Origin of the sequence: Streptomyces sp. PA03-6a (assembly GCF_033792765.1) — a bacterium.
Lineage (GTDB): Bacteria > Actinomycetota > Actinomycetes > Streptomycetales > Streptomycetaceae > Actinacidiphila.
This window is the reverse complement of sequence record NZ_JARAVK010000179.1, coordinates 1-19,357: the sequence shown is the minus strand read 5'-3', so window position 1 is coordinate 19,357 and position 19,357 is coordinate 1. Positions and strand designations below refer to the sequence as shown.

Below are 19,357 nucleotides of genomic sequence, written 5' to 3'. Positions count from 1 at the left end.
GCGACGGGGGGACGGGGGCGACAGGGGTCACGCCCCCGGCAGCGGGTCCAGGCCGTGCCGGCGCGCACCGAGCACGCGCCGCGTGACCTCCGCCTCCATCCGCCCGCCGAAAACCTCGGTGCCGGCGGGCCGGCGGGGCCGGGCGGCCGCGCGGGCGTCGTCCGTCAGCAGGTCCATGACGATGGCCGCGGCCGCGGTCGTCCCGGCCGCCGCGGCAGCCGGAACGCCCGCCATCAGGTCGCTGACGTTCCCCGCGGCCCACACGCCGTCGACGCCGGTGAAGCCGCAGGCGTCCACCCCGAGTTGCTCCCCGAAGCCCGCCGGATGCTCCCGCACGGCCAGGCCGAGACCGCCGAGGAAGGACGCCCGGGCCGTGAAGCGCGGGGCGACCGCGAGCACACGGACGGGCACCACCTGCCCGGAGGCGAGGCGCACCCCCGCCAGCCGGTCCGCGTCATCGGTCTCCAGGCCGGTCACGGCGCGCTCGACGACACCGACGCGCAGCCCGGCGAGCTGTTCCCACTGATCACCCGTCAGATCCGTGCCGGAGTGCAGGAACAGCGTCACGTCCTCGGACAACTGCCGGAACAGCAGGGCCTGATGGAAGCTGCCAAGCACCCCGACCGCGGTGTCCCGGACCTCCCAGCCGTGGCAGAACACGCAGTGCACCACGTCCCTGCCCCACCGCTGCGCCAGCCCGGGTACGTCCGGCAGCTCGTCGACCAGGCCCGAGGTCACCAGGACCCGCCGGGCCGCCGTCCGCCGTCCGTCCGCGCACTCGACCACGAAGCGGCCACCGTCGCGGTGGATCGCCGTGACGCTGCCGGCGACGACGCGGCCGCCGTAGGATGCGACCTCCTCCCGCCCCCTCCGCAGCAGTTCCAGGGGGGCGATGCCATCGCGTCCCAGCAGTCCGTGTGCCGCGGCGGCGGGGGCGTTGCGGGGCTCGCCCCCGTCGATCACCAGCACCGACCGCCGTACCCGTGCCAGGGTCAGCGCGCCGGACAGTCCGGCGGCGCCTCCGCCGACGACCACCACATCCCACACGCCGCCCGGTGCCTCGATGCCGTTCCCGCCGATGCCCCTCTTGTTCTCGTCCATGGCGGCACGATCACTCCGGCCGCCGGTGGAGGCAACGTTCCGTGCCGTTTCGGCAAGAGGCGCCGCGCACGCCCGGCCGGTCAGGCCTCGGAGGCGAGCTTCTCCTCGAGCCCCGCGAGGAGTTCGGGCTCCAGCCCCGCGAGCGCCGCCAGCTGCTGATGGGTCGCCCCGGCGGGAACGGGACGCGGGGCGGGCGTCCGCAGCGGCGGCTCCCACCCCCGCTCGGGCGTCCAGCGCCGGACGACCCGGGCCGGCGCACCCGCCACCACCGAGTGGTCGGGGACCTCGCCCCGCACGATCGCCCCTGCCGCGACGACGACGTTCCGCCCGATCCGCGCCCCCGGCAGGACCACCGCGCCCGCGCCGAGCCAGCTCCCCGAGCCGATCTCGACGGGCGCCGAGCGCGGCCACTGGCGGCCGATGGGCTCGTGCGGGTCGTCGTAGGAGTGGTTGTCGCTCGTCACGTAGACGTACGGCCCGCAGTAGACGTCGTCGCCGAACACGACCGGCCGGGAGGCGATGACGTGGCTGCCGCGGCCGAGGACGACGCCGTTGCCGAGCCGGACGACGGGATCGGGGCCGAGGTCGAGGCCGGGCATCATCCCGGCCGTCAGCGTGACCTGTTCGCCGATGATGCAGCACTCGCCGAGGTGGATCCACCGCTCGCCGAAGACCGTCCCCTGCGGGAACGCCAGCCGGGTGCCCGCGCCGATCCGGCCGAAGCGCAGCGGGCCGGGGCGCTCGGCGGAGACGGCACCCGCGTCCTGGACCCACCGCCAGCCGCGGTGCACCAGACGCGAGACGGCCCGGCGGCGCCAGGCCGCCGCGGAGGAGAACAGGTTCTCGTTTTTCGGCACCCGCTCACCGTACCGAGGGCGCCGGGGCGCGGCCGGGCGATCAGATGTGATGTGCGCCGCGTTCCGTCCAGGCGACGGCGACCTGCGCGGCGAGGCGGACGTTGCCGCGTACGGCGGCGAGGTTTGCCTCCAGGCTGGCCCCGCCGGTGTGCTCGACGAGGTGACCGAGGAGGAACGGCGTGACGGCCTGCCCCGTGACGCCCTCGCGTTCGGCGGCCGCCAGCGCCTGCGCCAGCACGCGGTCGTGCAGGGCCGGGTCGAGTTGCTCGTGCTCCGGCACGGGGTTGGCGAGGATCACGGCGGACGGCGGCCCGTCGAGGTCGTCCTGGGCGGCCATGACGCAGGCGGCCTCGTCGGGCGTGCCGACCATCCAGTCCACGGGCTGCCCGGAGCCGCTGAGGTAGAAGCCGGGGAACTCGCTCGTCCCGTAGCCCACGATGGTGACGCCGAGGGTCTCCAGGCGCTGCAGGGTGGCGGGCACGTCGAGGATCGACTTCACCCCGGCGCACACGACGGTGATCCGGGTGCCCGCGAGCAGCCTCAGGTCGGCGGATTCGTCCTGCTCCTCGGTCCAGCCCCGGTGCACCCCGCCCAGTCCGCCGGTCGCGAAGACGCGCAGCCCGGCGCGGGCGGCGAGGAAGGCCGTGGCGGAGACGGTGGTGGCGCCGCTGGCGCCGGTGGCGACCGCGACGGGCAGGTCGCGGTGGCCCAGCTTGCGCATCCCCTCGTCGGCTGCGATGCGCTCCAGGCCCTTCCCGTCGAGCCCGATGCACGGCACGCCGTCCAGCACCGCGATCGTCGCGGGGACGGCACCGGCCTCGCGCACGGCGGCCTCCAGTTCCAGCGCCACCTCGTGGTTGCGGGGACGGGGCAGGCCGTGGGAGATGATCGTCGACTCGAGGGCGACGACCGGGGCACCGGTTTCCAGCGCGATGATCACTTCGTCGGAGAACTTCAGCACGCAGTACGCGCTACCCGCCACGCGAGGGGCGCAATCACCGGACTACGGTGATCCCCATGACGGAGAGAGCCTTGATCGCGGACGTCGCCGGGCGTAGGCCCCACCTGGACCCCGCCGCCTTCACCGCGCCGACCTCGGTGGTGCTGGGCGACGTGACGCTGGCCGCCGGCGCGAGCGTCTGGTACCACACGGTGCTGCGCGGCGACTGCGAGTCGATCAGCGTCGGCGAGGGCAGCAACGTCCAGGACAACTCCACGGTGCACGCCGACCCCGGGTTCCCCGCGGTGATCGGCGCGGGCGTCACGGTGGGCCACAACGCGGTGCTGCACGGCTGCGTCGTCGAGGACGACGTGCTGGTCGGCATGGGCGCCACGGTCCTCAACGGCGCCCACATCGGCACCGGCTCGCTCGTCGCGGCGGGCGCGCTCGTCCCCCAGGGCATGCGGGTGCCCCCGGGGTCGCTGGTGGCGGGCGTACCGGCGAAGGTGCGCCGTGAGCTGACCACCGAGGAGCGCGAGATGGTCCGGATCAACGCCGAGCACTACGTACGGCTCGCCGACGCCCACCGGGCCGCCTTCGCCCGGGACTGACCGCCCCGGGACCGGCCGCTCAGTCGGCGGCGGCCGCCACGGCGTCCGCCTCCGGCGCGGCCTCGTGGGCCTTCGCCGCGGCCTTGGCCCGGCGCCGCACGACGAGGAACGAGCCGAGGCCGATCAGCACCGCTGCCGCCAGGCCGATCCAGGAGAAGCGCTTGAGCCACGGCTCGGCGACGATGCCCACGTAGTAGATGACGGCCGTGGTGCCGCCCGCCCACACGATGCCGCCGAGGACGTTGGCGACCAGGAACTTCCAGTACGGCATCTTCAGCACGCCCGACAGCGGGCCGGCGAAGATCCGCAGCAGCGCCACGAAGCGCCCGAAGAACACCGCCCACATGCCCCAGCGCGTGAACGACGCCTCGGCGGTCGCGATGTGCGCCGGCGAGAAGTGCTTGGGGAAGCGCCGCCCCAGCCGGTCCAGCATCGGCCGCCCGCCGCGCCGGCCGATGGCGTAGCCGATCGAGTCGCCCACGATCGCCCCCGCCGACGCGCAGACGCCGACCACCCACGGGTCCACGTGCCCCTGGGAGGCGAGCAGGGCCGAGCTGACGAGGATGATCTCGCCCGGCAGCGGGATGCCCAGGCTCTCCAGGCCGATCACAAAGCCCACCAGCAGGTAGACGCTGACCGGCGGGATCGTGCCGAGCCACTCCTGGACGTGCAAGGCCGCTTCCTCCCCCTAGGGCGGTCGGATGTCGGTCGGCGCGCCGGTGCGCGCACGTCGTTGCAGCGTATCCGACCCGGCCTGCTCCCGTGCCCCCGCGACCGGCCGCCGCCCCCGGCAACGCGACGGCTGGAGGGCCACGTGGTGGAGGTCACAGGGCCAGGTGGGGAGGCCGTACCGTGTGCGCCCATGGGGTTGACCGACATCACTGCCGCCGAGGTCGTGCGCGCGACGGAGGAGTTCGACCGTCTCGGGGCCGAAGTGTTCCTCCGTGACCACGGGTTCCGGCCGGCCAGGAGCTACTTCCTGATACACGAGGGCCGTTCCTACGACTCCAAGGCGATCCTCGGCGTCGCGCACGGTTTCCTGCCCGGCCGGCGTGCGTTGCGGCCGCACGAACTGTCCGGTGGGGACCGGCACGCCGCCGCGCTGTTGCGCGGGCTGGGTTTCGCGGTCGTCGACCGGTCGGCGGCCCTGTCGCTGGAGGCGCAGGACCTCCGTGATCGCGTGGCGGCACTGCGCACCTACCAGGGCAGCAGCGGGCCGGCGCTCTACCAGCCGATCGTGCTGCTCTGGGCGATCGGTCGCGCCCGCCGCGACGAGGAGCGCCTGCTCCCCTGGGAGCAGGCGAGCCCGCGGCTCCAGGCGTTGCTGGGGCGCAACGGGATGCGTGGCGAGCGGGCCCGCCCCGACTATCCGGTGGCGGCCCTGTGCCGTGCCGGGTTGTGGGAGCTGCACGACCACTCGGGGCCCGTCCCGGCTGCCCACGGCGACGTCGCTCTGCGCCGCTGGTTCACGGAGCAGGAGCCGCGTGGCGGCCTGACCGAGCGGGCGCACGCGTTGCTGCGGGACTCGGGCGCGGTGCGGCTGGAGATCGTGGACGCCTTGCTCACCCGCTTCTTCGCGGACCTGGACTACGACGCTCTGCTGGAGGACGTGGGCCTGCACGACGACCTCGCCGACGGGGCCTCCACGGGCCCCGACCCGGCGGGCGAGTACGCCCGGCTCTGCGAGGTCGTACGGCACCGTGAAGAGGCCGCGCGGGGACGGCGGACGGTCCGCGCGCGGGCCGAGCCGATCCGCTCGGCCGCCGCGCGGCTGGCGGTGCGCCTTCGCTGCGAGGGGTGTTGCGAGAATCCCGGATGCGGGGGCCAGCCGACGGACGTAACCGACCGCGGGCTGCCGATACTGGACGTCGACCACATCGACGACATCGCCGCGGGGGGCCGTGACCACCCGGAGTCCATGATCGCGTTGTGTCCCAACTGCCATGCGATGAAGACCCGCGGCCGAGGCCGCGAGGAGTTGCGCGCTCTCCTCGCGGCGGTCGCCCTTGAACGTCACACCCGCTGGAAGGAACCTGCGCCCCGCGGCTCCACACGGGACTGATCCCCGGCGGCCGGGGCGTCCTGCCGGGGCGGACGCTCCGGGCGTCGCTCAGGAGTTGGGGCGCAGGGTCCACACGATGGTCATCTCGCCCGTGACGGCGCCGTCCTCGCGGGTGAGGGCGACGGTGACGGGGAACTCGGGGCGCTCGCCCTTGTCGAGGTCGGCGATGACGTCGGCGGCGGGGCGGCCGAGGTGGGCGGTGGCGGTGACCGGGCCCATGGCGAGCTTCTTGTAGCCGATCTCGGCGCGGACGGCGAGGGGGACGGCGCGGGAGAGCCGGTCGGCGAAGGCGGCCAGGACGACGGCGCCGCTGGCGGTCTCGGCGAGGGTGAACATCGCGCCGGCGTGGGGGCCGCCGACGTGGTTGTGGTAGGCGGGCTGGTCGGGGAGGCGGACCACGGCGCGCTCGGCGGTGGTCTCCAGGAACTCGATGCTGAGGGTGGCGGCCATCGGCACGGTGGCCGCCATGAGCTCGCCTATCTGGGGCTGGTTCTCGGACATGGCCGGATGTTACCAGCAGGTAATCATCGCTTCCGTGGAACCGCGGCCGCTCAACCCCTAGTGTTTCCAGCCATGTGGCCAGGACAGCAGCAGCCGGGGGAACCGCAGTATCCGCAGCAGCCCCCACAGAACCAGCCCCAGTGGGGGCAGCAGCAGCCCGCCCCGTACCAGCCGCAGCAGCACCCGGCCTACCAGCAGCCTCCGCAGATGTGGGGGCCCCCGCCGGGGCCGGTGCCTGGTGGGCCGAAGCCGCCCGGGGGGCGGCGGGGCGCGGTGGTCGCGGTGTCGGTGGTGGCCGCGGTCGCGGTGGTCGCCGCCGGTGTGCTGGTCGCCGTGAAGCTCGCCGGCGACGACAAGGGCCCGCAGGCCGGCCCGTCCGGCAGCGGCTCGCCGGTCGCCTCGGAAAGCGCCCCGGGCTCGTCCGCACCCACGCCCTCCGCGTCGGGGAGCAAGGAGGGCGAGGAGGGTGAGCAGGGCCCGGGCCCGGACGACGCCCGCGGCAACCCGGGTGAGGACACGATCAAGCCCGTGGTGCCCGGCTGGCAGACGGTCGTACGCAGTGACATGGGCGTCGCCTACGACATCCCCAAGGGCTGGACGGTCAAGCCGCAGGGCCTGCTCATCGGCTACGAGTGGGACGACAACCGCGTCGTCACCGGGGGCGCGGCCGTCCTCGACGAGAAGTGGTGCGGCACCGACGAGCGCGGCCTGGCGGGCGTGAAGGGCGGCAAGGGCGCCAAGAGCCTGAAGTCCGAGGCCGCCAACGAGGCTTACAACTGGGCGTACGGCAAGTACAACAAGGAGGGCCGCACCAAGCTGACCGAGGCGGCCCCCCGCGCCTACACCAACGCCCAGGGCCTGCCCGGCTGGATCGCCTCCACGCGTGCGACCGGGATGAAGGGCTCGTGCGCGGCCGACGGCACCTCGTACAGCTTCACCTTCCTCGGCAAGGACAAGGAGGTCCGCTCCTGGCTGCTGGTCGTGGACAGCGGCTACGCGGGCGCGGTCGACGCCGGGACGGTGGCCAAGGTCCGCGACAGCGTCCGGCTGGTCGGCTGAGGCCGAGGCCGTAGCCCGATCCGGCCCGGCCGGCTGTCGGCCGGAAATGGGTTTGCCAAAGAAACGGCCCAGCGACGATAGTCCCCGGGTGAAACGCCACGTCTCCCACCGGCCGCGCTTCCCGGACTGGGCCGGCCGCAACTTCCGGCTCCTGGCCGCCTCCGCCTTCGTGACCGGGCTCGGCGCCTCGGGCGCCGTCGTCGCGTCGGCGTTCGCGGTCCTGCAGGCGGGCGGCGGCGGTACGGAGATCGGACTGGTCGCCGCAGCGCGGACGGTGCCCCTGGTCGTCTTCCTGCTCATCGGGGGCGCGGTCGCGGACCGGTTGCCGCGGCACCGGGTCATGGTCGCCGCCAACTGCCTGAACACGGTCTCGCAGGGCCTGTTCGCGGTCCTGGTGCTGACCGGCCGGGCCGAGATCTGGCACATGGCCGTGCTCTCCGCGCTGGGCGGCACCGGGCAGGCCTTCTTCGCCCCCGCCAACGAGGGGATGCTGCTGTCGACCGTCGACTCCGCCCACGCGGGCCGCGCCTTCGCGGTGTTCCGGCTCGGCGTCAACGGGGCGAACGTCGGTGGCGCCGCGCTCGCCGGGGCGCTGGTCGCCCTCGCAGGACCCGGCTGGGTCCTCGCGGTGGACGCGACGTGCTTCGCGGTCGCAGCGGGGCTGCGCGCGCTGCTGCGGGTGTCCCCGGCGACGCTGCGCGACCGCGCGGAGCGGCGCGGCGGCGGTCTGCGCGGCGGTCTGCTGGGCGATCTGCGCGACGGCTGGCGGGAGTTCGTCTCACGGCGCTGGCTGTGGGGCATCGTGGTGCAGTTCTCGGTCGTCAACGCCGTGATCACGGCCGCCGACGCGGTGTACGGGCCGCTCGTCGCCCGGGAGCACCTCGGCGGCGCCGGGCCGTGGGGCGCGGCCCTGGCCGCGTTCGGCGTCGGGAACCTGCTGGGCGGGCTGCTGATGCTCCGCTGGCGGCCGCGCCGCATCCTGCTCGCCGGGGTGCTCTGCGTCTTCCCGTTCTCGCTGCCCGCCGCCGCGCTGGCCCTGGCACTCCCGGTGCCGCTGCTGGCCTGCGCGATGCTCCTCGCCGGCCTGTCGATCGAGGTGTTCGGCGTGGCCTGGATGATGGCGCTGCACCAGGAGATCCCCGAGGACAAGCTCTCCCGCGTCGCGGCCTACGACTGGTTCGGCTCGGTCTCCATGATGCCGATCGGCACGGCGCTCGCGGGCCCGGCCGCGGACGCCTTCGGCCTGAACGGGGCGCTGTGGGGCTGCGCGGGGCTGACGGTGCTGCTCACGGGCGCGGTGCTCACCCTCCCCGAGGTGCGGCGGCTGCGGCGCGTGGACGACCCCGAGGGCGGGCGGACGGTCGCGCGGGGCGGTCAGCCGACGCCGAAGGAACCGTCGGGCGGGATCGGCGAGGGCACCGCGTCCTTGTCGTAGACCGGCCGCGCCCCCCGTCCGAACACCTCCAGCGCGTCGCCGTCCACCACACGGGCGGGGAAGACGTCGGACGCGGTACGCCGCGCGATCCGCTCCACCGGCAGCGGGGAGCGGCTCGCGGCCAGCACGGCGTTGCCGAAGCGGCGGCCCCGCAGCACCCCGGGCTCGGCGATCAGGCACACCTGGCCGAACAGCTCGCGCAGGCCCGCGATCTGCGGCCGCAGGAAGTCGAAGGGCGCCGAGTCGGCGAGGTTCGCCAGGTACACCCCGCCGGGACGCAGCACCCGGGCCGCCTCGGTGACGAACTCGTACGAGGTCAGGTGCGCCGGCACCCGCGAACCGCCGAAGACGTCCGCCACGACGACGTCCGCCGACGCGTCCGGGGCGGCCTCGAGCCAGGCACGGGCGTCGTCCGTCGTGATCGCCACGCCGTCACCGCCACGCCCGAGCGGGAGCCGGGCGGCGACCAGCGCGGCGAGCGCCCGGTCGGCCTCCACGACCCGCTGGCGCGAACCGGGTCGCGTCGCGGCGGTGTAGCGGGGCAGCGTCAGGGCGCCGCCGCCCAGGTGGACGACGTCCAGCGGCGCGCCCTCGGGCGCGGCCTCGTCCAGCACGTATGCCAGGCGCCGCGCGTACTCGAACTCCAGGTAGGTGGGGTCGTCCAGGTCCACGTACGACTGAGGGGCCCCGTCGACCGTGAGCAGCCACCCCGCGGGCCGGTCCACGTCCGGCAGCAGCTTGGCCGCGCCGAAGTCCACGTCCTGGGTCACGGGTATGCGTCCGTCGTCCTCCACGCCGCAATTGTCCCAGCACACGACGGGGCCCGGGGGCGGAACCCCCGGACCCCCGCGCTCACTCGGCGAGCGCCGTGACGGTGCCCGCGCCGACGGTGCGGCCGCCCTCACGGATCGCGAAGCCGAGCCCCGGCTCCAGCGGCACCGGCCGGCCCAGCTCGACCGTCATGTCGACGGTCGCCCCCGGCAGGGCCGCCCCCGCCTCGCCCAGGTCCACGTCGCCGACGACGTCGGCGGTGCGGACGTAGAACTGCGGCCGGTAGCCGCTGGCGATCCCGGTGCGCCGCCCGCCCTCGGCGGCCGGCAGCAGGTAGACCCGCGCCCGGAACCGGCGGCTCGGCGTGACACTGCCCGGCGCGGCCACCACGTGGCCCCGCCGGACCACGTCCCGGGCCACACCACGCAGCAGCAGCGCCACGTTGTCCCCGGCCTGGGCCTCGTCCATCGGCTTGCCGAAGGTCTCCAGACCCGTCACCACGCTCGCCGTCTCCGCGCCGAGCACCTCCACGCGGTCGCCGACCCGGACCGTGCCCCGCTCCACGGCGCCGGTGACGACCGTGCCGCGCCCGGTGATGGTCAGCACGTTCTCGACCGGCAGCAGGAAGGGCGCGTCGGTGTAGCGGTGCGGCATCGGCACGTGGGTGTCGACCGCGTCGAGCAGCGCCTCGATCGCCGACGTCCACCGCGGGTCGCCTTCCAGCGCCCGCAGGCCCGACACCCGTACGACGGGCAGCGTGTCGCCCGGGTAGCCCTGGGCGGACAGCAGCTCGCGCACCTCCAGCTCGACCAGGTCGGTGAGTTCGGGGTCGCCGGCGTCGGCCTTGTTGAGCGCCACCACGATGTGCTCGACGCCGACCTGGCGGGCGAGCAGCACGTGCTCGGCGGTCTGCGGCATGACGCCGTCGAGGGCGGAGACGACGAGGATCGCCCCGTCGAGCTGGGCTGCGCCGGTGATCATGTTCTTCACGTAGTCGGCGTGACCGGGCATGTCGACGTGCGCGTAGTGCCGGGTGTCCGTCTCGTACTCGACGTGCGCGATGGTGATCGTGATCCCCCGCGCGGCCTCCTCCGGGGCCCTGTCGATCCGGTGGAACGGCACGAACGCGGCGGAGCCGCGGGCGCTGAGCACCTTGGTGATGGCGGCGGTCAGCGTGGTCTTGCCGTGGTCGACGTGACCCATGGTCCCGATGTTGAGGTGCGGCTTGGTGCGCACGTACGCCTGCTTGGGCATGTTGCTTCCTCGGTAAGTCGATTCATCGCCTCGCGTGCGGGACCCCTGGACCGCGCCGACCCTCCCCCTGCGGGGTCCGCCGGACTGTCCGGGAAGGGTCAGATTCGGGCGCCGCCGAACGCGTTGGCCGAGAAAGCCTGTGCCGGGGCAGCCTGCAGCGCGTCCGCGACTGCGGACGTATCTGCGCTGAAGGCGTACCGGGACATGCCGTCGATGATCGGGCACGGCACGGCCGTCGGTCGAACGATTTTCCGGCGGTGGGCCGCCTCACGCCCCGCCGACGCGGGCGAGGACGTAGGCGCGCCGGGTCTCCGTCTCCTGCGGGTAGGGGGCCCGCTCCAGCCGCGCCTCCACCTCGAACCCGGCGTCGGTCAGCGCCTCGGTGACCGTCCCGAGGTCGTGGAAGTGGAAGTCGACGTCGACCTCGTGCCCCCACCACTGCGTCACGTGCCGGATCTCCGTCCCGACGTGGAAGGCCACGAGCACCCGTCCGGACGGGCGCAGCACGCGCCGCATCTCGCCGAACGCCGCCCGCAGTTCACCGGGCGTCAGATGGACCACCGCGTAGAGCGCCACGGCCGCCCCGAACTCGCCGTCCGCCGCCGGGAGGCGGAGCAGGTCGCCCTCGCGGAACTCGGCCCCGGGGTGCTCGCGGCGGGCGAGCGCGACCATGCCCGGCGACAGGTCGATGCCCACGGTCCGCGCCCCGCGCGCCGCGAGCCATGCCGTGACGTGGCCGGGGCCGCACCCCAGGTCTGCCACGGGCGCGCCGTCCGCGCTCTGCTCGGCGAGGGCCGCCAGCAGGGCCCGGTCCAGCGGCTTGTACGCCAGCTCGGTCCCGATGCGCTCCCGGTACTCCTCGGCCACGGTGTCGTAGCTGCGGCGCACCCGGCCGCGCCCGTCGGTCCCGCTCACAGGTGCTTCCCCGCCTCTCGTACCGACAGCGGTGACAGCCGCTCCCCCGACTCCGCGAGGAAGGCCCGCACGGCGCCGGGATCGGTGCGGGCGTACTCGCGCAGTGCCCAGCCGATCGCCTTGCGGATGAAGAAGTCCCGGTGGTCCGCCTGACGCAGGCAGTAGCGGAACAGCCGGCCGGGGTCGGTGTCCGCCTTGTACGTCAACTGGTGCAGCAGCGCGGTGCGGGCGAGCCAGAGGTCGTCGCCGGCGATCCACTCGTCCATCACGTCCACCAGGGCGGGATCGGCGGCCACGAGCCGTCCGACGACGTGCGCGGCGAGCAGGTCGACGGTGTCCCACCACGGCTCCGTCGTGATCAGGTGCCGGGCCGTGCCGAGGAAGTCCGGGGAGCAGCGCCCCACATGACGGCGCAGGTAGTCCACGGCGAAGTAGCGGTACTCCCGTTCGGGGAGCGCCCAGCAACGCAGGGCGACGGCCGTGCAGTCGGCCTCGTCCGGGCGCGGCATGCCCGCGAGCACGGCGCGGGACAGCGTACGCCGGGCCGGCGTGGCGATACCGAGGAACGGGAACGCGTCCCGCATGTACGCCGCCGCCGGGGCGGCCCGCACCGGGTCGGCGGCGGCACCGTACGCCGAGGTCAGCCGTGGCAGCACGAGATCGGCGAGGGCGCTGTCCGGCAGGACCGGGGCGGGAGGGGCCATGGCCCTACGGTACGCGGCGGCACCGGAGCGACATCCTCCTCCGCTAGGCTCGCGGGATGTCCGAGGTCACCGTCCTCTCCCGACCGCGTTCGCGACCGGCGTCGTGGGCCCGGCTGGCGCTGCTGGTCGTCCTCCTGTCCGGGGCCGCGGCCTCGGTGCTGGTGTGGGAGCCCCAGCGGCTGCTCGCGCACGGCTGGCCCGCGCAACTCACGGGCGCCGCGGCCGTGGTGCTCTTCGCCGCGGGCTACGGGCTCTGCGCCCTCGCCTTCGTACCGCGTCCCCTGCTCAACGTCGGCGCGGGAGCGCTCTTCGGTGCCCAGGCAGGAGTGCCCGCGGCCCTCGCCGGCACGGTGCTCGGCGCCGGCCTCGCCTTCGTCCTCGGCCGCCTCCTCGGGCGGGACGCGCTGCGCCCGCTGCTGCGCGGCCGGGTGCTGCTCGCCGCGGACCGCCAGCTCAGCGAGCACGGCTTCCGCACGATGCTGGCGATGCGGCTCTTCCCCGGCGTACCGTTCGCGGCGGCCAACTACAGCGCGGCGGTCTCGCGGATGCGCCTCGCGCCCTTCCTGCTGGCCACGGCGCTGGGCAGCGTGCCCAACACGGCGGCCTACGTCATCGCCAGCAGCCGCGCCGCGACACCGACGTCACCGGTCTTCCTCGTCGCGATGGGCTTCATCGCGGTCACCGGCCTCGCCGCCGTCGTCGTCGCCGCCCGCACCCGCCGCAAGCGGTAGCCCACCGGGGGTTCCTTCACACAGCACCGGCGAGCCGGGCCGCGAGCGCGTAGCGGGAGGGGAGGCGGTCGGTGGGAAGCCTGCTGAGGGGGGTCTCCCGGGTCCCCTGGGGCGAACTGCTCGACGCCCTGGGAGCTCCCGCCGGAAGCGTCCCGCCCTTGCTCTCCCGCATCGCGTACGGGGACGCCCCCACCGGCCGTGCGGCCGTCGACGAGTTGGGCGACGTCGTCTGCGCCCTGGGGTTCGTCGTCGGCGCGGCGACGGCCCCGACCGTCCCGTTCCTCCTGGAGCTGATCGCCGTCCCGCACCAGCCGTGCACGGCGGAATTGCTTGATCTGCTGGGAAAGATCGTGCGGGCCGAGACGTGGCACTCCTCGGCCGCGGCGGCAGGCGGCCTTGAGCACGGCCCGTTCCGGCACCAGCCCCTCTGGGAGGTCGCGTCCCGGGCCGCGGTGTTCGCGGGCCGGCCTGTCGTCGAAGCCGTTGCCGGGTCGATCCGGCCGGAGGAGGCCGAAGCGGCGCGCCAACTGCTGCGGGCCATGGACGACGTACGGCCGTTCCCGGAACTCTGAACGGCGGCCGCCGCCCGCGAGATGCCGGAGGAGACGGGCCGGCGGCCCGGCCCGCTGCGGCACTTGCCGGCGCTGGAGCCCTCCAACGGGCTGACCGACGCGACGCACCACGTCTACTGGCAGAGGGGGCGGCCCACACCGGCCGCCCCGGGGACGACGTCGAGTCCGACCGCCATGGAACCGGATCGCGCAGCCGGACCGGAACGCTACGGCCGGTAGACCGTGCCGGGGTGCGGTACGGCGGGAGCCATCAGCTCGGAGACGGTGACGAAGACGTAGCCCTGGCGGCGCAGGGCGTCGACGATCCCGGGGACGGCGGGGATCGTGCCCCGGTAGCGGTCGTGGAGGAGGATGATCCCGTCGCGCTTCGTCTGGTCGAGGACCCGCCGGGTGATCAGCGCGGTGTCGGTGGTGGCGTAGTCCTTGGCGGTGACGCTCCACAGCACCTGGGCCAGGCCGAGCTCGCGCATGACCGCCGAGACGTCGTCGTCGGTGCGGCCCTGCGGTGGGCGCATCAGGGTGGGGGCGTGTCCGGTGATCCTGCGGACGTCGTTTTGGACCGGGGTCAGCTCGTCGCTCACCTGCCGCGCGTCCAGTTCCGTGAGCACCTTGTGCGACCAGGTGTGGTTGCCTATTTCGTGGCCATCGCGCGCCATGCGCCGCAGGGTCTGCGGATAGGTGTCCGTGTGGCCTTTCCCCTGGACGAAGAACGTGGCGCGGACCTTCTTCTCCGCGAGAATGTCCAGCAGTTTCGGCGTGGTGGCGCCGGGCCCTCCGTCGAAGGTGAGCGCCACGCATTTCTCGACGGTGCAGTCGGGGGCGGGGCGGTGGCTGCCGGCCCGGGCCGCGCGCTGGGCGGCGGCGCGTGCGTCGGCCGGTGACGTCACTCCGTGGAGGGTGCTGCACCCGCTGATCACGGCGATGGAGGCGACGGCGGCCAGCACGACGGCGACCCGGGTCCCCGGCCGCGCTGCGGCGGGAACTGCGGCCCGGGTGAAATGTCGGGAGAATTTCCTGGGATTCATGGCCGGAAAGGTACGGACCGCGGGGAACCCGGGAATTCGGCTGCGGGTATGCGCCTTTTCCGTTCCAAGGAACGATGCGCACCGGGCGCCCCCATACTTTGGTATAGAAGTCTATCAACGTAGCCCGTATTTTTTGATGCGGACCGGGGACGGCGTTTACGGTTGCGTGCGTGATCGATGTGAGACGGGCCCTGCTCGGGCACCCGCGGCTCGTGGACGCGGGCGTGGTGGCCGGGGCCGCCGGGCTGACGGTGTTCGTCATCCGGGCCCAGGAGTCGGGCCTGTCCGTGTACCCGCAGCTGTCCAGCGGCGCCTTCGTCGGTTCGCTGGTACCGGCGCTGTGGACGGTCCGGGGGGCGGTGTTCCCCCTGCTGGCGTGCGTGGCCCTGTTCTGGCGCAGGCGTCACCCGGTGGCGCTGGCCCTGGTCCTCGTGGCGCTGACGGTCGTCTGGCCCGTGGTCGTACCGCTGCTGGTGGCGCTGTTCACCGTGGCCGCCACCCGCCCGCTGCGCACCACGCTCCGGGTCACCGGCGTGGCCCTGCTGCCCGTGGCGGCGCAGTTCGTCCTGGCCTCGTACACCGGGCCCCTCACCTCCGCCACGGCCGTGTCGGCCGTGGCGTTCGTGGGCGGCGCCGTCGGCTGGGGCCTGTACGTCGCCGGTGTGCGGGAGAGGGCCGCGCGGGCGGAGCGGGAGGCGGACCTGCGCGCCGAGCAGGCCCGGCAGCACGCCCGGGAGGAGATCGCCCGGGAGATGCACGACGTGCTGGCCCACCGGCTGACCCTGCTCAGCGTGCACGCCGGGGCGCTGGAGTTCCACCCCACGGCGTCGCCCGCCCAGGTCGCCGAGGCGGCCGGTGTCATCCGGCAGAGCGCCGGACAGGCCCTGGAGGACCTCCAGGACGTGCTGCGCGTCCTGCGCACCCCCACGGTCAACGCGCACACCGAGCCCCCGCAACCCGCCGTGGCCGACTTCGGCCGGCTGGTCGAGGAGTCGCGCGCGGCCGGTGCCACCGTCGAGGTGCACCGGGACACGGAGGACCTGGCCACCATGGACCCCACCACGAGCCGGGCCGCGTACCGCATCCTGCAGGAAGCCCTCACCAACCACCGCAAGCACGCCCCGGACGGCCCGCTGCGGCTGTCGCTGACCGGCGGGCCCCGCGAGGGGCTGACCGTCACCGCCCGCAACCCGGTGCCGCAGGAGCGCGCCGCACCTCCCGAAGGCGCCGGTCAGGGCCTGGTCGGGATGAACGAAAGGGCGGTCCTGGCCGGCGGCAGCATGCGCCGCACCCTCACCCCCACCGACTTCGCCCTGGAGATCTGGCTGCCATGGACCAGGTGACCCGCGTCCTGATCGTGGACGACGACCCGCTGGTGCGCTCCGGCCTGCGCATGATGCTGTCCGGGGCACAGGACGTCGAGGTGGTCGCCGAGGCCGCGGACGGTACGGAGGTCCTGCCGCTGGTCGACGCGCACCGGCCCGACCTCGTCCTGATGGACATCCGCATGCCGCGGATGGACGGCCTGAGCGCCACCGCCGAACTGCGGCGCAGGCCCCGGCCGCCCGAGGTGCTGATCCTGACCACGTTCACCACGGACGGCTACGTCCTGGAGGCGTTGCGGGCCGGGGCGGCGGGATACGTCCTCAAGCACACGCCCCCCGCCCAGATCGTCGCCGCGGTGCGGAACGTCATGGCGGGCGAACCGGTCCTGTCGCCGGCCGCCGTCAAACAGCTCATCGGCGCCGTCACCGCCGCCGGTGACGAGGGCACCGCCGCGCGACCCGACGACCGGGGCGAGGCGCAGCGGCTGCTCGGCCTCCTGGGGGAGCGGGAGCGGGAGGTGGCGCTCGCCGTGGCACAGGGCAGGACCAACGCCGAGATCTCGGCGTCGCTGTACATGAGCGTCCCCACGGTGAAGGCACATGTGTCCCACATCCTCACCAAGCTCGATCTGAACAACCGGGTCCAGATCGCCCTGGTGGTGTACCGGGCGGGCCTCGCCTGACGGCGGGTCAGTCCGCCTGGTCCGCCTGGTCCGCCTGGCGCAGCCCGGCGACGAGGAGCGCGACCAGGCGGCGCGCGTCGTAGCGGGGATCGCTGTCCGCGCCGATGCAGAGGTTGCCGACGCCGCGCATGAGCGCGTACGCCTCCAGGTCGGAGCGGATCTCGCCGGACGCGGCGGCGGCGTCGAGCAGCCCGGCGCACACGGGCACGAGACGGTCGAGGAAGGAGGCGTGCAGCGTCTCGAAGCCGGCGCTGTCGGACTGCAGCACCGCGGCGAGTCCGTGCTTGGTCACCAGGAAGTCGACGAACAGGTCGATCCACCGCGCCAGCGCGGCGTGCGGGGTGGCGCTGTTCGCCAGCAGGGCGGGTCCGGCCTCGGCGCAGGCGTCGACCTGGTGCCGGTAGACGGCGATGATCAGATCCGCCCGGGTCGGGAAGTGGCGGTAGATCGTGCCCGTCCCGACGCCGGCCCTGGCGGCGATGTCGCGCACCGGCGCCTCCACGCCCGAGGCGACGAAGGCGGCGGCCGCCGCCTGGAGCAGCGTCTCCTCGTTGCGCCGGGCGTCGGCCCGCTTGGACCGCGGCGCCCGCCCCGTGCCCTTGTCGCCGTCCTCCATCACCGCGCACTCCTTCCACGACCGGCCTTGCCAACCGGAACATGGTTCCGTATCGTTAACGGAACAAGGTTCCGTTTGCTCATCATGCCAGGGCGCACGCCCCGGGACCAAGCCGTGCGCGCTTCCGCGGCACGCAGCCACCACACCCCCACCCGCAAGGGAGAACACGGTCATGCAGTACCGAACCCTCGGCCGCACCGGTGTGCAGGTCAGTTCCCTCGCGCTCGGCGCGATGAACTTCGGCAGCATCGGGCGCACCACCCAGGACGAGGCCACCGCCCTCGTCGACGCCGCCCTCGAGGCCGGGATCAACGTCATCGACACCGCCGACATGTACGGCGCCGGGGAGTCGGAGGAGATGGTCGGCAAGGCCCTCGCCGGCCGCCGCGACGACGTCGTGCTGGCCACGAAGGCCGGCATGCCGATGGGCGACGAGCGCAACCACCGCGGCAGTTCACGCCGCTGGCTGGTCACGGCCCTGGAGGACAGCCTGCGCCGGCTCGGTGTCGACCACGTCGACCTCTACCAGGTCCACCGGTGGGACCCGGCCACCGGCGACGAGGAGACCCTGTCGGCCCTGACCGACCTGCAACGCGCGGGCAAGATCCGCCACTTCGGCTCCTCGACCTTCCCCGCCCACCGCATCGTGCAGGCCCAGTGGGCCGCCCGCGAGCACCACCTGAGCCGGTACGTCACCGAGCAGCCCGGCTACTCGATCCTGCAGCGCGCCGTGGAGACCCATGTGCTGCCCGTCACCGAGGAGTACGGCCTGGGCGTGCTGGTGTGGAGCCCGCTGGCCTCGGGCTGGCTGTCCGGCGCGGTCCGCGAGGGCCGGCCGGTCACCACCAGCCGCTCCACGTTCCTGCCGGAACGCTTCGACACCGCACTCCCCGCCAACCGGGCCAGGCTCGATGCCGTCGAGAAGCTGGCCGCACTCGCGGCCGAGGCCGGCCTGACCATGGTCCAGCTCGCCCTCGGCTTCGTGACGGCGCACCCCGCCGTGACCGCCGCGATCATCGGCCCCCGCACACCGGACCACCTGCGGGCGCACCTCGCCGCCGCGGACACCGTGCTCTCCGCCGACGTGCTGGACGCGATCGACACGATCGTCGCCCCCGGTCTCGACCTCGCCCCGCACGAGAAGTTCGACACCCCGCCCGCACTGCTCGACCCGTCCCTGCGCCGCCGCAGCCGTCCGTGACGCCCAAGGGCCCGGACCGGACGACCGGTCCGGGCCGGCCGTACGGCCGGGACGACGCTCAGCCCTGGGTGACGCCCGGCCAGTCGGCGTAGCGGATGCGGGAGATCTCCAGGACCTCGCCGGTCGTGCCCCATTCGTCCTTGCCGAGGCGGGCCAGCGGGCGGAGCTTGCGCACGTCGGGGTGGCCCTCGAACATCACGGCCTCGGAGACGGCGGCGTGGACGACGCGGCCGAAGACCACGGTCGAGTCGCCCAGGGTGACCGTGCTGTGCAGTTCGCACTCCAGGGCGACGGGCGAGGCCGCGACGCGCGGCGGCTTGACCGCGCGGCTGGGCTCACGGGCGATGCCGACCGCGTCGAACTCGCTGACGCCGCGCGGGAAGTCGGTGCCGGTGGCGTTGATCTGCTCGAAGAGGTGCTCGGGCGCGAGGTTGACCACGAACTGCCGGGTCTCCTCGATGTTGCGCAGCGAGTCCTTCCGGCCCACCGAGGTGAACTGCACGACCGGCGGGCTGACGCAGGCGACGGTGAAGAAGGAGTGCGGGGCGAGGTTGGCCGTCCCCGCCTCGCTGAGCGTCGAGACCCAGGCGATGGGGCGCGGGACGACCACCGAGGTCAGGAGCTTGTAGAACGGGGTCCGGCCCATGGCCTCGGGATCGAAGTCGATACGCATGGCGCCCAGTATCCCGGTCGCCGTCCGCGCCCGGTCACCAGGACACCTCGCGGATGGTCGCCTTGCTCTGCGGGGTGGTGGTGGCGACGATCTCGGAGCGGTGCCGGTCGCCGGAGAAGGTCACCGTCAGCTGCTGCGCCCCGTCACGCCGGGTGGAGACGGTGAACCCGCTGGCGGGCACGGCGGACACCAGGCACACGGCGTCCTCGCCGAAGCGCACCGAGGCCTGGCCGCCCTGGGACTGGAGGGTGTGGACCCCGGCGCCGCCGGTCCCGCAGTCGACGGGCGTGGCGGACGGGCCGGCGGTGCCGGGGTCCACAC

General features: G+C 74.1%; 22 protein-coding genes and 1 pseudogene. 10 read left to right on the top strand and 13 right to left on the bottom strand.

What is annotated here, in order from left to right; translation table 11 throughout:
• Window positions 1-27: 27 nt before the first annotated feature.
• From PV350_RS32785 to PV350_RS32775, 3 genes are all read right to left on the bottom strand, one after another.
• Entirely contained in the window at window positions 28-1,101 is a 1,074-nt protein-coding gene (locus PV350_RS32785) for an NAD(P)/FAD-dependent oxidoreductase (protein WP_500337334.1), read from the bottom strand.
• 80 nt (window positions 1,102-1,181) lie between these two features.
• The gene (locus PV350_RS32780; protein ID WP_499510429.1) at window positions 1,182-1,958 is read right to left on the bottom strand and encodes an acyltransferase; all 777 of its coding nucleotides are present in this window, start codon (window positions 1,956-1,958) and stop codon (window positions 1,182-1,184) included.
• Between the two features lie 40 nt (window positions 1,959-1,998).
• Window positions 1,999-2,919, bottom strand: a complete 921-nt coding sequence (locus PV350_RS32775) for a pseudouridine-5'-phosphate glycosidase (RefSeq protein WP_500337333.1) — start codon at window positions 2,917-2,919, stop codon at window positions 1,999-2,001.
• Between the two features lie 56 nt (window positions 2,920-2,975).
• Here PV350_RS32775 and PV350_RS32770 point away from each other — a divergent pair, with 56 nt between their 5' ends.
• Window positions 2,976-3,509, top strand: a complete 534-nt coding sequence (locus tag PV350_RS32770; RefSeq protein ID WP_499510431.1) for a gamma carbonic anhydrase family protein — start codon at window positions 2,976-2,978, stop codon at window positions 3,507-3,509.
• Window positions 3,510-3,528: 19 nt separating this feature from the next.
• On the opposite strand, the gene PV350_RS32765 is transcribed toward PV350_RS32770, so the two are convergent.
• The gene (locus tag PV350_RS32765) at window positions 3,529-4,182 is read right to left on the bottom strand and encodes a DedA family protein (RefSeq protein WP_499510432.1); all 654 of its coding nucleotides are present in this window, start codon (window positions 4,180-4,182) and stop codon (window positions 3,529-3,531) included.
• A gap of 189 nt (window positions 4,183-4,371) precedes the next feature.
• Here PV350_RS32765 and PV350_RS32760 point away from each other — a divergent pair, with 189 nt between their 5' ends.
• The gene (locus tag PV350_RS32760; protein ID WP_500337332.1) at window positions 4,372-5,571 is read left to right on the top strand and encodes an HNH endonuclease signature motif containing protein; all 1,200 of its coding nucleotides are present in this window, start codon (window positions 4,372-4,374) and stop codon (window positions 5,569-5,571) included.
• A 48-nt stretch (window positions 5,572-5,619) separates the two neighbouring features.
• Here PV350_RS32760 and PV350_RS32755 read toward each other — a convergent pair whose 3' ends face one another.
• Window positions 5,620-6,072 carry a DUF4442 domain-containing protein gene (locus PV350_RS32755; protein ID WP_499510434.1) on the bottom strand — a complete coding sequence of 151 codons (453 nt, stop codon included), beginning with the start codon at window positions 6,070-6,072 and terminating at the stop codon, window positions 5,620-5,622.
• 72 nt (window positions 6,073-6,144) lie between these two features.
• Here PV350_RS32755 and PV350_RS32750 point away from each other — a divergent pair, with 72 nt between their 5' ends.
• Together PV350_RS32750 and PV350_RS32745 are read left to right on the top strand one after the other, a co-directional pair.
• Window positions 6,145-7,131: a DUF8017 domain-containing protein gene (locus tag PV350_RS32750; RefSeq protein WP_500337331.1), complete on the top strand. Its 987-nt coding sequence runs from the start codon at window positions 6,145-6,147 to the stop codon at window positions 7,129-7,131.
• A gap of 46 nt (window positions 7,132-7,177) precedes the next feature.
• On the top strand, window positions 7,178-8,566 hold the full coding sequence (locus PV350_RS32745; protein WP_500337330.1) for an MFS transporter: 1,389 nt from the start codon (window positions 7,178-7,180) through the stop codon (window positions 8,564-8,566).
• On the opposite strand, the gene PV350_RS32740 is transcribed toward PV350_RS32745, so the two are convergent.
• The 4 genes from PV350_RS32740 to PV350_RS32725 form a co-directional block, all read right to left on the bottom strand.
• The gene (locus PV350_RS32740) at window positions 8,506-9,360 is read right to left on the bottom strand and encodes a spermidine synthase (RefSeq protein WP_500337329.1); all 855 of its coding nucleotides are present in this window, start codon (window positions 9,358-9,360) and stop codon (window positions 8,506-8,508) included. The two genes, PV350_RS32745 and PV350_RS32740, sit on opposite strands and share 61 nt — an antisense overlap.
• 58 nt (window positions 9,361-9,418) lie before the next feature.
• A complete protein-coding gene (tuf, locus tag PV350_RS32735; RefSeq protein WP_500337328.1) occupies window positions 9,419-10,591 on the bottom strand; it encodes an elongation factor Tu in 1,173 nt (390 codons plus the stop codon).
• A 267-nt stretch (window positions 10,592-10,858) separates the two neighbouring features.
• Window positions 10,859-11,506, bottom strand: coding sequence for a class I SAM-dependent methyltransferase (locus PV350_RS32730; protein ID WP_500337327.1), 648 nt, complete (start codon window positions 11,504-11,506; stop codon window positions 10,859-10,861).
• Entirely contained in the window at window positions 11,503-12,210 is a 708-nt protein-coding gene (locus PV350_RS32725; RefSeq protein WP_499510440.1) for a DNA alkylation repair protein, read from the bottom strand. The genes PV350_RS32730 and PV350_RS32725 overlap by 4 nt, the downstream gene beginning before the upstream one ends.
• A gap of 56 nt (window positions 12,211-12,266) precedes the next feature.
• Here PV350_RS32725 and PV350_RS32720 point away from each other — a divergent pair, with 56 nt between their 5' ends.
• The 3 genes and pseudogenes from PV350_RS32720 to PV350_RS32710 form a co-directional block, all read left to right on the top strand.
• A complete protein-coding gene (locus PV350_RS32720) occupies window positions 12,267-12,941 on the top strand; it encodes a TVP38/TMEM64 family protein (RefSeq protein ID WP_500337326.1) in 675 nt (224 codons plus the stop codon).
• Window positions 12,942-13,012: 71 nt separating this feature from the next.
• A complete protein-coding gene (locus PV350_RS32715) occupies window positions 13,013-13,513 on the top strand; it encodes a hypothetical protein (RefSeq protein WP_500337325.1) in 501 nt (166 codons plus the stop codon).
• A 3-nt stretch (window positions 13,514-13,516) separates the two neighbouring features.
• Window positions 13,517-13,686 (top strand): annotated as a pseudogene (locus PV350_RS32710) (NUDIX hydrolase); the annotation flags it as partial.
• Window positions 13,687-13,719: 33 nt separating this feature from the next.
• Here the strand turns inward: PV350_RS32710 and PV350_RS32705 are convergent.
• On the bottom strand, window positions 13,720-14,538 hold the full coding sequence (locus PV350_RS32705) for a polysaccharide deacetylase family protein (protein WP_500337324.1): 819 nt from the start codon (window positions 14,536-14,538) through the stop codon (window positions 13,720-13,722).
• 170 nt (window positions 14,539-14,708) lie between these two features.
• Between PV350_RS32705 and PV350_RS32700 the strand changes: the two genes are divergently transcribed.
• Together PV350_RS32700 and PV350_RS32695 are read left to right on the top strand one after the other, a co-directional pair.
• Window positions 14,709-15,881, top strand: coding sequence for a sensor histidine kinase (locus PV350_RS32700; RefSeq protein ID WP_500337323.1), 1,173 nt, complete (start codon window positions 14,709-14,711; stop codon window positions 15,879-15,881).
• Entirely contained in the window at window positions 15,869-16,546 is a 678-nt protein-coding gene (locus PV350_RS32695) for a response regulator transcription factor (protein WP_500337322.1), read from the top strand. The genes PV350_RS32700 and PV350_RS32695 overlap by 13 nt, the downstream gene beginning before the upstream one ends.
• A gap of 7 nt (window positions 16,547-16,553) precedes the next feature.
• Here PV350_RS32695 and PV350_RS32690 read toward each other — a convergent pair whose 3' ends face one another.
• On the bottom strand, window positions 16,554-17,162 hold the full coding sequence (locus PV350_RS32690; protein ID WP_500337321.1) for a TetR/AcrR family transcriptional regulator: 609 nt from the start codon (window positions 17,160-17,162) through the stop codon (window positions 16,554-16,556).
• Between the two features lie 172 nt (window positions 17,163-17,334).
• On the opposite strand from PV350_RS32690, the gene PV350_RS32685 reads away from it, so the two are divergent.
• Window positions 17,335-18,363: an aldo/keto reductase gene (locus PV350_RS32685; protein ID WP_499510446.1), complete on the top strand. Its 1,029-nt coding sequence runs from the start codon at window positions 17,335-17,337 to the stop codon at window positions 18,361-18,363.
• A gap of 58 nt (window positions 18,364-18,421) precedes the next feature.
• Here the strand turns inward: PV350_RS32685 and PV350_RS32680 are convergent, their stop codons facing one another.
• Together PV350_RS32680 and PV350_RS32675 are read right to left on the bottom strand one after the other, a co-directional pair.
• Entirely contained in the window at window positions 18,422-19,036 is a 615-nt protein-coding gene (locus PV350_RS32680; protein WP_499510447.1) for a flavin reductase family protein, read from the bottom strand.
• Between the two features lie 34 nt (window positions 19,037-19,070).
• Window positions 19,071-19,357, bottom strand: a 287-nt coding sequence (locus PV350_RS32675) for a hypothetical protein (protein WP_500337320.1), incomplete at its 5' end; no start/stop codon positions are given.